The organism is Crocosphaera sp. Alani8, from assembly GCF_038442745.1.
Taxonomy (GTDB): Bacteria; Cyanobacteriota; Cyanobacteriia; order Cyanobacteriales; family Microcystaceae; genus Crocosphaera.
Map to the genome: position 1 here is coordinate 1 of NZ_JARVCN010000082.1, position 11,307 is coordinate 11,307.

The window sequence follows — 11,307 nt, forward strand, 5'->3', positions numbered from 1 at the left end:
GACTGGTAAAACTTCGGTTTTGTCAGACGCAATCCCCAACGAAGTTAGAAGCCCCGCATGAAGCGCAGCGGAATGCGTGGGTAGTTCACCTCTAATGCTTCTGCAATTTGTTCTGCATTTAATCCTAATTTAACTAATCTAGGAATCATTTTTCTTTTCGTTTTCTTTTCTATTGCTTCTACTATAATTTTATCATCGTTAATAATATCATCATTGTCTTCAATATCAGTAGCAGAATTAGGAAAAACATTAATTTCACCAATTTGAACAGGGTTAAAAAGTTTAGAATTATTATTTGCAATACCTAATCTTTCAATTGTTGCACGAAAATTAGATTTATTAATATCTTCTCCTAAAGTATCAGATAGAAGTTGCCAAAGTTTATAAGCTTCATCTTTAACATGACCTTTACTACAGTTATAATCTTTTGCAATGTTAGCGTATTTTTGACCGTTTAAGACACCTTTCAATATAGCGACTTGTAGACTATCGATATGTTTGCCTGTGGAAGAGAAGATTAACTCATCTAAGTAGCTCACTAAATCTTGAGAATTCATAGTTATACTTCAGTCTTTATCAGCCATTGTCATCTAAAATCCGTCTTTTGTAAAGATTGTTTAGAAAAGTTCCGTCTTTATCAGACTTCACATAACTTTTAAAAGCACCATTTTAATTAAAATTTCTCTTACAATTGGTATGTTCAGGATGAGACTCAACTGAACAATCAAAATTATATTTGAAAGGAGAAGAAAATGCCTGACATAGAGTTAATCGATGGTGATGTTTTGAATGACAGCTATATTGAAAAAGTAGCAGCAGTCGCAGGTTGTATAGACCTTATATCTTATGGTGGATGTACGATAAAAGCGTGTTGGACTGTTAGGAACGATAGTATTGAAGTTGTTGCTACGCTTGAAACTCCTGTTGGGGATGTGGACTTAGGTAAGGTAACGCTGACACCTAATAATGCTTCGGTTAAAATTGGGGGAGGCAAACGAGGCTTTAAAGCAGAAGTCGAATTTTCGGTTAATTTCGGGAATTTTACCTTGAAAATATGCGGAAAAGTATCTACACCATTTGGTTCCAAGAGGGGATGTACAACAGTTAATCTTTAGCTATTTTGTAGGGCGCATTAAACTTCATTAATGCACCTTATTCAATTAAAAATATTAATTATTTCCTGGAAGGTAAAGGAATTTCTTTCTTGCCACTATTATAAACCGTTTCTATCCATAATTCTCTTGCTTCCTCAATATTAATAACAACTTCTTCTAAGGTTTCTCCTTGGGTCATACACCCTGGTAAATCAGGAATTAAAGCAGTATATCCTCCTTCATCTTCGGGATAAATTGAGATAGGATATTTAAGAGATAAAAAATAGTCTAATGTGCTATAATTTTTCAATTTTACTTAACACGAATGTTACTATTTAATAATCTTTTGGCTTTATTCAAGCGATATTGATATAAAGGAGAACGTCTATTTTCTTCCTCTAATTGAGCAATAATATCATCTAAAACTAAAATCTCGGCATCCATACGCTGACAAAGTGCTTTAACTTTAGCTGATGTTGCTTTAATTTGTTCCATATCAGGGGTAAATGGTTCTTGTGTCATGGTAAATTCCAATTCCTTTTTTCTTCTCTAATGGTTGCTTCTGATGCTGCAATATTAGCTTGTGCTTCCTCGATAGAACGTTCTAATAACTCTAGCATAGCATTACTGGCTATAGGTTGAGAATCGGCAATCCTTAATAGTAGTGTATAAAATCGTGAATAATAAGTATTTGCCCTTTCTCTAATATTATCAAGATCATTAAGGGAAACAATGGTTTGTTCTGTTTCTCCATAACTTTCTAGAAGTATAAAAGCGGTTGCTGTTGTTTTGTGAATAATTGATAATAGTTGTCGTTGTAATTCTAGAACAGTTATCGTAATTTCTGGTGGTAATTCTGCCATTACTAAATTATCTTAAACTTAATTAAATAAGTAAGGTGGGCAATGCCCACCCTACTATCTTATTCTACTCCTTCAATTCTGTCCTCAACCTCTTGATACAACTCCTGTAATCTTTCTAAGTTTTCTTCGGAGGTTTCCCAATAACCTCGTCCGTTAACTTCTAGTAATGTACCGACCATTTTACGGAAAGAATTAGGGTTTAAATTCATCAGACGTTTACACATTTCTTCGTCTTCAATGAAGGTGGTATTAACGTCTTCATACACCCAGTTATCTACTGCGTCTGCGGTTGCACTCCATCCCATTGTATTCACTAACCGCTTAGAAAGTTCCCTCACACCTTCGTAACCATGAGATAACATTCCTTCGTACCATTTAGGGTTTAATAACTTGGTACGTGCATCTAAACGGACGGTTTCAGATAAGGTACGAACCTGTGCATTAGCAGTGGTTGTATCTGCAATATAAGCAGAGGGTTTTCTTCCATCATCCCGTAACTTTGCGACAACTTTTGTGGGATCAGAGTCGAAGTAATGGGAGACATCCGTTAAACTAATTTCCGAAGAATCTAAGTTTTGGAAGGTTGCATCTGCCGTTTTTAACGCTGATTCAAACACTTTACGGTTATCTTTCATGACACCAGGATTATCTGAATCGAAGGCAAAACTTTTACGGTTGAGATACATATCTTGCAGTTCTTTTTCTTCTTCCCAACTGCTATTTTCTACCGCTAAGTTAACGTTAGAAGAATAGGAACCGGAAGCGTTGGAAAAAATACGGGTAGCAGCTTCACGGAGATTAATTCCCATGTCATCTGCTTGCTGTATTGCGTGTTTACGAACATAGTTCATTTCGATAGGTTCGTCTGCTTCTGCTGCCATTTTAACCGCTTGATCTAATAAGTTCATTTGGTTAATAAACAGGTCACGAAATACGCCAGAACAGTTGACCACCACATCAATACGAGGTCTTCCTAACTCTTCAAGGGAAATTAACTCTAATTTGTTGACTCGTCCTAATGCGTCGGGTACGGGTTTAACTCCTACCATCCACATAATTTGTGCCAGAGACTCACCATAGGTTTTGATATTGTCAGTTCCCCATAATACACAAGCAATAGTTTCTGGATAATTACCACCATTATCAATTTTTTGACGGGCAATTAAACGATCTACAACTATTTTTGCCGACTTGACCGCAGCTAAAGTAGGAATAGACTGAGGATCTAACGCATGGATGTTTTTACCAGTAGGTAAAACGTTGGGGTTACGGATAGGATCACCACCGGGACCAGGTAATACATATTCCCCTTCTAATGCTTTTAGTAACCCTCCTAATTCATTATCGGCACAAACCTGTTCTAAACAAAATTCTAGGTACTCAAACAGGGGTTTTAACTTATCTTGATCGACATTGGTGTACTCTAAATCGTGTAAAGTTTCCACCCAAGGGGCTTTTTTACCTAAGTTGAAAAAGTTTAGTTTAGATACAAGAGATACCCTTCCTTCTGCATCTATCTGGGCTTTTACTAAAGAGGCTACTGCTTCACGGGTTGCTAAAGTGATTTGTTGTAGCAGTTCCACATCTTCTAAAATACCCCGATCGCTGTTCTGATAGACTTCCTCAATATCTCGGTCTAAACTATCAGCAATAATGCGAGGTAAGGAGGTAATTTCTTCTTCTTCTCGGTCTAAAGATGCTATGTTTACCAAAGTGGCGATCGCTTCTTCTGCGGTGGGAGGTTTACCGACAACATGGAGTCCACAAGGAAGCAGACGAGATTCAATTTCCATCAATTTTCGATAGACCAAACCGACGATATTATCTCGTTCTTCTTGGGTCATGTCTTTAGCATCGGTATCAGGAAGATCAATATCCTGATCTAAATTCACTAAGCGACATTGATCCATGATGGTGTTAACAATAGGAATACCCCGACCCCCATCTTTTAAGGTTTGATAAGAACAAATTAACTCACTTAATTCTTTCAGTCCTTTGTATAACCCTGCATTTTCAGCCGGTGGTGTTAAATAGGAGATGGTTTCTGCATAGCTGCGACGTTTAGCAATTGTCGCCTCACTGGGATTATTGGCAGCATAATAGTATAAGTTAGGAATGCTTCCAATGAGACTATCAGGATAACATTCACCAGACATTCCCATCTGTTTTCCTGGCATAAATTCCAGTGATCCGTGGGTTCCGAAATGTAACACTGCGTCTGCTTTCCAAACTTGGTTTAAATAGGTGTAATAAGCAGCAAACCCGTGATGAGGACTAGCGGATCTTGAGAACAGTAACCGCATGGGATCTCCTTCGTAACCAAAGGTTGGTTGAACCCCAATAAAGACGTTACCAAAGTGTTTCCCATAGATGAGTAAATTTTGTCCATCGCTGTTTAAATGTCCTGGTGGGGGTCCCCAGTTTTCTTCCAAACGCACAGAATAGGGGGTTAAGCGTTCGTATTGCTCCACGGACATACGATGGGCTATATTTAACTCAGGAGAAGCGTATTGAGCTTGTGCATCGTGTATGACCGCTTCCATCAGTTCCTTGGGAGTATCAGGTAGATCTTGAAGATCATAACCATTTCCCTGTAAAGCCTTCATTACCTGGTAAATAGACCCAAATACGTCTAAATAAGCTGCAGTTCCCACATTTCCTTTATCGGGAGGGAAACTAAACACAGTAATAGCTACTTTTTTATCTAGTTTAGGCTTTTTCCTTAAGGTAGCCCATTTCATCGCCCGTTGGGCCACTGCTTCGATACGATCTTGAAGTGCGATCGCCCGTCCTGTGTTTCCGTCCCGTCCTGAGAGTATAATGGGTTCGATGGCACCGTCTAACTCAGGGATGGCTATTTGCAAAGCAACTTGGATAGGATGTAACCCCAGATCGCTTTCTTCCCATTCTTGGGTGGTTTGGAATACCAAGGGTAACGCACACATATAGGGACGGTTGAGGCGTTTTAATGATTCTATGGCTTTGGGATGATCTTGACGCGCCGGACCACCCACCAAGGCAAACCCTGTCAATGATACCACTGTATCGACTATGGGAACTGCTTCCACACCTTTAATACTCTTGTCAGAGAAATAAGCTTCTACAGGTTTAGAGAAGTCCAATCCTCCTGCAAACACAGGTAGCACTTTTGCCCCCATACATTCTAACTCTTGCACCATTGCCACATAATGTGCGTCGTCTCCTGTGACAAGATGGGTTCGTTGTAGAATAATTCCAATGCAAGGGGCCAGAGGATCTTTTAAGTCGTCGGAAATGTCGCTACGACTGTTATACCATTCCATATAGGAAGGGACATCTTCAAACATCTGCATGGATAAAGGATGCCATATTCCCATGTCAGGATAAACCACAGGATCTTTGTACTCAACCTGTTTATCTTCAAATAGATCAGGATAAGAGTATTTATGGGCCAACATTACTAAAAAGTTTTCTAAGTTCTCAGAAGAACCACCTAACCAATATTGGAAACTTAACATAAAATTGCGAGCATCTTGCGCTTTCTCCACCGGAAGATACTTAAGCACTTGAGGCAGTGTCCGCAATAACTTTAACATAGCATCCTGGAAACTTGCCCCAGAATTTTCCTTGCGTTTGCGCATAAACTGGGCGATCGCACTTTTGGACTGTCCCAACTGGGCCATGGAAAAGCTACCTAACTTATTTAAGCGCATTACTTGGGGCATTGAAGGGAATACCACAATCGCATCTATATTATCACGATGGGGCTGTACTGCTTCAACCACTTTATCTGCTAAATCTTCGATGAATATTAAAGAAGCAATAAATAAGTTTGCTTCTGCTACATCTCGCTTAAATTCTTCGTAATTTTCGGGGTTTCTAAGTTCTTCGATTAAATAGCCACTGATTTCGATAGCTAACTTAGGATTATCTTTATTAATAGCATTAACTGCTGCGGAAAGGGAACTCTGATACTGAGGTTCTAACACCACATAGACCACCTTTAGCAAAGAACGACCACTTGTTCCATCTGGAACGATATGGCGAATGGTGGACTTGACGTTGGTAAACATATATGGTATTTCTCCTTTGTTTTTATGATGGTCTGAAACGGTGGGAAATCTTGCAACATCGGCTAAGAAGATTGCTCGCCAAAATTAATTAGCACTGTATGTCTTTTTATCAGAAAACGAGGCCCAATAGAGTATTCACCGAGTGTTTTGACACATTTTGTAAAGAAAAATGAAATATTTTGTTACAAATATTGACAAAATTACTGAGTGTTTACTCGAATTTTTAGTTACAAAAATTATTTATTTTAGTATTGACAAATTGACTATTAAATGTATTTGATTTTATTTTTGGTGAAAGAAAATAGATAATATAAATAGAAATCGCATTTCTATTTTAAACAATTAGTTATGATAGTAAAGATTAATCTTGAAAATATAAAAACTGTAAAAATGAGTTATAGTTAAGTTTAGATGTATCAAATTAAATTAAAGAGGAATAATATGCAAAAAGTTGACTTAAAAGAAGCAACTAAGCAATTAGAAGAATTAATTCACAAAGCATCACAAGGAGAAGAGATTATTATTATCAGTAATGATGGACAACCGTTTCAAATTTTACCGTTAAAATCAAAAACACCTAGACCAAAATTCGGAAGTGCAAAAGGTTTAATTGAAATGTCAGATGATTTTGATGAACCTTTAAATGATTTTCATGAATATACACCATGAAATTATTACTTGATACTCATAGTTTTCTGTGGTTTATTGATGGTAGCTCAAAGTTGAGTCAAAATGCTAGAACGTTAATTGAAAACCAAACAAACGAACGTTTTTTAAGTATTGCTAGTTTATGGGAGATAACAATTAAAGTTAGTATTGGTAAACTTAAATTACAATTGTCTATATCTGATTTAGTAAGAGAACAAATGTATGATAATGATATAAGTTTACTAGCAATTACTCCTCAACATTTAGATATACTAGAACAGCTAGACTTTAATCATAAAGATCCTTTTGATCGTTTATTAATTGCTCAAGCAATAGCTGAAAATTTAACTATCCTGAGTCTTGATTCTATGTTTGATAATTATCCTATAACAAGATTATGGTAAACAATTATCAATATAAAAAATGAGTAATATTTCAGAAGATACTAAAAAATATTCTTATTTAGTTGAAATTTCATCAGAAGATAATTCTTATTTAGCAAAATGTTTAGAATTAGGAATTATGGCACATGGTGACAGTCAAGAAGAAGCGATACAGAAAATTAAAGAAGCAGTTAGGGTTCATTTATTGATGTTACTAGAAGATGGGGAAGATATTCCCGAACCTAAATCAATTATTGTCAATTTATAATGTATCATTTTTTACATTCAGATTTAGGGATATTAGCACGAACTTATTAACTTTAGCGATAACACTTATTACTTACAGTTCTCTCACTATCAATTGAACAACTCAAATGAAAATATGAGTTATACTGTTCTAATTAGTGTTGATGCTCAAGCTTTTTTTGAATCTGCTTCTGGTTCATTACAAAAAAAATTAGATCGCTGTTTTGATCTTTTAAAAGTTAATCCGTATACTTACCCAAATATCAAAAATTTGAAAGGTAACTTATCAAGTTATTATCGTTATCGTGTCGGTGATTATAGAGTAATTTATGAAATTTTTGATTCTAAAGTTGTCACAATTTTTAAACCGTGTAAGTCTTCAAAAACAACTTTTTTACAATCTAAGCTCCATAATTCTAAAGTACAATCGTCTTTATCGTTAGAAGGAATGAGGTGTAAGTGAAGCTTTTTATACTCTTCATCATATTTACAATGAAATTCTTTAATCGCTCCAATTTGTCGACGATCTAAAGCAACAGCAATACGTAAAATTGCGCTTAAGTGTTTAATTTGCTTCCGATAATTATCAGGTAACTTACTATAAGCATCGTGCTTTTTTTTAGGAGAACTCTTTCGATGATAACGAGCAATATTAGCAATAGTTTCTATTTCCATTTCCGTAAACCCTAATAATTCCGCATGACGAATTAAATAATAAGAGTGTTTATGGTGTGCCGAATGGCTAATATAAACCCCACAATTATGTAAAACCGTCGCTGACCACAATAATTCTCTTTCCCTTTTTCCCCAAGCATGAAGCGTCCCCCAAAGTTGATCGAATAAACTCACCGCAAAGCCCCCAACTCGTTTGCCATAATCGAGATCAACCTGATACTTACGGGCAATTTTATAAACACTTCTTTTACGTACTTCTGTTTGAAAACTTAACCGACTTTCAATTAACCCATTATTTAACATCCAATCGACAATCATGCCCTCTCTTAATGCTCTTTCACAAATAGTAATGCTCTCCAGACCTAACATAGTCATAGCTTCTAAAAGAATCACCGCACCAGCAACAATAATTTCGGCTCTTTTTTCAGACATTCCTGACATATTAATCCGTTCTTCGTAGGTCAAAGAAATAAATTGTTGAACCATATCTTTGAGATCTTGACGACTCATTTCATATCCTTGCAAGGGACTCGGTAATTCCCCTAAATTTTGCATCGCATGGATACCAACTAAAGTCTCAATGGTTCCTGAAGTTCCTACCGCATTGGCTATTTCTCCTGGTTGCAGTTTGCCTCTCAGTTCATCGATCGGTCGTTCCAGCATTCCTCGCACATAAGCCTGTAAATAGGTTAATTCTGTCTCATTGATGGGATCACTGGTGATAAACTCATTAGTGAGACGAACAGCCCCTACTTTGGTACTGCTCAAAAATCTGGGTTCTTGGGCATCAGCCAGGATGATTTCCGTGGAACCGCCGCCAATATCGATGATTACATGGGGTTTTTCCTGAAAATCTAGCCCCGATAACACCCCTAAATAGATGCGACGGGCTTCTTCGTACCCAGAAATTAAATTGATGGTGATGCCAATATCTTCTTGTACTTGCCAAATGAAATCTAACCCATTGGGTGCTTCTCTGGTGGCACTGGTAGCCGCTGCGATGATATGCTCTACGCCAAAACTTTTTGCTAATTCTTTACATCGTCGCAGAGAAGCAAGGGAACGAGCAATGGCAGATTTTGTTAAATTGCCTGTTTTGGGATCTCGCTCTCCTAAGCGTACCGTATCTTTTTCCCGGGAAATAATGGTAAAAGCAGGTAGAGTTTTGTCAACTTCTACAATTACCATGTGAATAGAATTTGTGCCAATATCGATCGCTGCTAAGGTACAGGTTTCTTTTGACACTGTGTCGTGGGATGGTGGGTTATTAGTAAGCATCAAGGTTAAGGAATCTAAAATCATAAGTGTTGCTCTGCTGTTATTATTAATCTAAAAGGTGTGACTATGACAACCGTTGCTCTTATTCCAGCCCGTGGAGGCTCAAAAGGAGTTCCCCGCAAAAACATTCGTCTTTTGGCAGGAAAACCCTTGATTGCTCACTCTATCGAGGATGCTCAACAATCTACCTCGGTTGATCAAGTATACGTTTCTACAGACAATGAAGAAATTGCCGCTATTTCTCAGGAATACGGCGCAAAAATCATCCATCGTCCGGCTGAGTTGGCTAATGATACGGCTTCCTCTGAGTCTGCTTTGATTCATGCCTTGCAAACTTTAGAAAGTAAAAATATTAACCTAGACTTCTTGGTATTTTTACAATGTACTTCCCCCGTGAGAACAGGTGCAGAAATCGATCAAGCGATCGCTAAACTAAAAAAAGATCAAGCAGACTCTCTCTTATCGGTTTCCCCTTCCCATCGCTTTATCTGGGAAGAAGTTGACGGGGATGCTAAGTCTATTAACTACGATTATCGTCACCGTCCTCGTCGTCAAGATATGAACCCCCAATATGTAGAAAATGGTTCAATTTATATCTTTAAACCGTGGGTACTCAAAGAAACCCAAAACAGACTCGGTGGTAAAATATCTCTCTATGTTATGAGTGAAATGGCTGCAGTGGAAATTGATTCAGAAGAAGATTTTCAGATGATAGAATTTTTGATGAGTTAATAGTTATGGGTAGAGAAATTTTAGTTATTAGTAATGGTCATGGAGAAGATGTTATTGCTGTTTCTATCGTTAAAGCTTTAAGAGAAATTCCCCATATTAAGAAAATTTCTGCATTACCCTTAGTGGGGGAAGGTTACGCCTACAAGAAAGCAAATATTCCTGTAATCGGTGCAGTAAAAACCATGCCATCAGGAGGGTTTAATCAAGATATTAATCAACTACGAAGGGATATTAATGATGGATTATTGATCCTTACTTATAATCAATATTTAACTATAAAAGAATGGGCAGAAAAAGGTGGAAAAATTCTAGCAGTAGGTGATATTCTTCCCCTATTATTAGCCTGGGTTGGTGGAGGTGAGTTTGCCTTTGTGGCAACCGCTAAATCAGAATATTATCTACGAGATGAAAAGGGGTGGTTAAATTCTACATCCCTGCTCGATCGTTGGCTAGGATCGATGTTTTTTCCTTGGGAACGCTGGTTAATGAATCGTTCTCATTGTCGTGGTGTTTTTGTCAGAGATAGCCTTACCGCTCAAATTTTGCGGGGATTCTCCATTCCCGTCTATGACTTGGGTAATCCCATGATGGATAGTTTTTCTGTTCAACCATCTCTAACTTTTCCTTCAGAAGAGGAAACTTTGATTATTCTTTTGTTACCTGGTTCGAGAATGCCAGAAGCGCAATATAATTGGCAATTGATACTGCAAGCTGTGGAGAACATTAAACAAGCTTTCTCTCAGCGATCGCTATTATTTTTAGCCGCTATTACCCCGAGTTTCAATTCCATTCCCTTTCAAGAGGATTTGATCGAGGGTGGTTGGCAAAAAAAAGCTAATAACAAGCAAAATTTACCTCTAGGAGATGATGAGGCTATTTTATTTACCCACAATCAAACTGATTTAATTCTGAGTCAACAGGCCTATGGATCTTGTTTACAATTCTCCCATGTGGGCATAGCCATGGCCGGCACTGCCACAGAACAATTTGTGGGTTTGGGTAAACCTGTTATTAGTTTTCCTGGTAAGGGACCGCAGTTCACTAGAAAATTTGCCCAGAATCAAACCCGTCTTTTAGGTTGTTCTTTTACCTTGGTAGATACACCGCAAGAAGTGGGACACACTTTAAAGGAGTTAATGGACAATCCCAAACAATTAGAAAAGATTGTCGAGAATGGTCAAAAACGTCTGGGAGCTCCTGGGGCAGCCCAAAGGATTGCCCATTGTTTGTTTGATCGCTGTTTCAAAGTTAAAAACCATTTAAACCCCAACTCCGATCACTGAGGGAGCGACGCAAAAATGTCGCATCGACTAAATCTAGTCCAGGCAAGGGCTTG

12 protein-coding genes and 1 pseudogene are annotated in these 11,307 nt (G+C 37.6%); 7 read left to right on the top strand and 6 right to left on the bottom strand.

Annotation, left to right across the window (positions count from 1 at the left end):
* Positions 1–44: 44 nt before the first annotated feature.
* A complete protein-coding gene (locus P9B04_RS06180) occupies positions 45–557 on the bottom strand; it encodes a hypothetical protein (RefSeq protein ID WP_342054125.1) in 513 nt (170 codons plus the stop codon).
* A 195-nt stretch (positions 558–752) separates the two neighbouring features.
* Between P9B04_RS06180 and P9B04_RS06185 the strand changes: the two genes are divergently transcribed.
* Positions 753–1,115 carry a hypothetical protein gene (locus tag P9B04_RS06185; RefSeq protein WP_342054126.1) on the top strand — a complete coding sequence of 121 codons (363 nt, stop codon included), beginning with the start codon at positions 753–755 and terminating at the stop codon, positions 1,113–1,115.
* A 58-nt stretch (positions 1,116–1,173) separates the two neighbouring features.
* Here the strand turns inward: P9B04_RS06185 and P9B04_RS06190 are convergent, their stop codons facing one another.
* Genes P9B04_RS06190 through P9B04_RS06205 form a run of 4 tightly spaced genes read right to left on the bottom strand, consistent with a single transcriptional unit; the run spans position 1,174 to position 6,009 of the window.
* Complete coding sequence (locus P9B04_RS06190) at positions 1,174–1,404, bottom strand: type II toxin-antitoxin system HicB family antitoxin (RefSeq protein ID WP_342054127.1); 231 nt, start codon at positions 1,402–1,404, stop codon at positions 1,174–1,176.
* Between the two features lie 2 nt (positions 1,405–1,406).
* Positions 1,407–1,616 (bottom strand): hypothetical protein, encoded by a 210-nt coding sequence (locus tag P9B04_RS06195; protein WP_342054128.1) that lies wholly within the window; start codon positions 1,614–1,616, stop codon positions 1,407–1,409.
* A complete protein-coding gene (locus tag P9B04_RS06200; protein ID WP_342054129.1) occupies positions 1,613–1,957 on the bottom strand; it encodes a hypothetical protein in 345 nt (114 codons plus the stop codon). Before P9B04_RS06200 ends, P9B04_RS06195 begins: the two co-directional genes overlap by 4 nt.
* Positions 1,958–2,016: 59 nt before the next feature.
* Positions 2,017–6,009, bottom strand: coding sequence for a magnesium chelatase subunit H (locus P9B04_RS06205; RefSeq protein ID WP_342054130.1), 3,993 nt, complete (start codon positions 6,007–6,009; stop codon positions 2,017–2,019).
* Positions 6,010–6,450: 441 nt separating this feature from the next.
* On the opposite strand from P9B04_RS06205, the gene P9B04_RS06210 reads away from it, so the two are divergent.
* The 4 genes and pseudogenes from P9B04_RS06210 to P9B04_RS06225 form a co-directional block, all read left to right on the top strand.
* On the top strand, positions 6,451–6,678 hold the full coding sequence (locus P9B04_RS06210; RefSeq protein ID WP_342054131.1) for a type II toxin-antitoxin system Phd/YefM family antitoxin: 228 nt from the start codon (positions 6,451–6,453) through the stop codon (positions 6,676–6,678).
* A complete protein-coding gene (locus P9B04_RS06215) occupies positions 6,675–7,061 on the top strand; it encodes a type II toxin-antitoxin system VapC family toxin (protein ID WP_342054132.1) in 387 nt (128 codons plus the stop codon). The genes P9B04_RS06210 and P9B04_RS06215 overlap by 4 nt, the downstream gene beginning before the upstream one ends.
* 19 nt (positions 7,062–7,080) lie before the next feature.
* Positions 7,081–7,308: a type II toxin-antitoxin system HicB family antitoxin gene (locus P9B04_RS06220; protein ID WP_342054133.1), complete on the top strand. Its 228-nt coding sequence runs from the start codon at positions 7,081–7,083 to the stop codon at positions 7,306–7,308.
* 114 nt (positions 7,309–7,422) lie between these two features.
* A pseudogene (locus P9B04_RS06225) lies at positions 7,423–7,590 on the top strand (type II toxin-antitoxin system RelE family toxin); the annotation flags it as partial.
* Between the two features lie 23 nt (positions 7,591–7,613).
* On the opposite strand, the gene P9B04_RS06230 reads toward P9B04_RS06225, so the two are convergent.
* On the bottom strand, positions 7,614–9,239 hold the full coding sequence (locus tag P9B04_RS06230) for a Ppx/GppA phosphatase family protein (protein ID WP_342054136.1): 1,626 nt from the start codon (positions 9,237–9,239) through the stop codon (positions 7,614–7,616).
* Between the two features lie 66 nt (positions 9,240–9,305).
* On the opposite strand from P9B04_RS06230, the gene P9B04_RS06235 reads away from it, so the two are divergent.
* Together P9B04_RS06235 and P9B04_RS06240 are read left to right on the top strand one after the other, a co-directional pair.
* On the top strand, positions 9,306–9,971 hold the full coding sequence (locus P9B04_RS06235; RefSeq protein ID WP_342054134.1) for an acylneuraminate cytidylyltransferase family protein: 666 nt from the start codon (positions 9,306–9,308) through the stop codon (positions 9,969–9,971).
* A 5-nt stretch (positions 9,972–9,976) separates the two neighbouring features.
* Positions 9,977–11,254 carry a lipid-A-disaccharide synthase-related protein gene (locus tag P9B04_RS06240; protein WP_342054135.1) on the top strand — a complete coding sequence of 426 codons (1,278 nt, stop codon included), beginning with the start codon at positions 9,977–9,979 and terminating at the stop codon, positions 11,252–11,254.
* Positions 11,255–11,307: the final 53 nt, after the last annotated feature.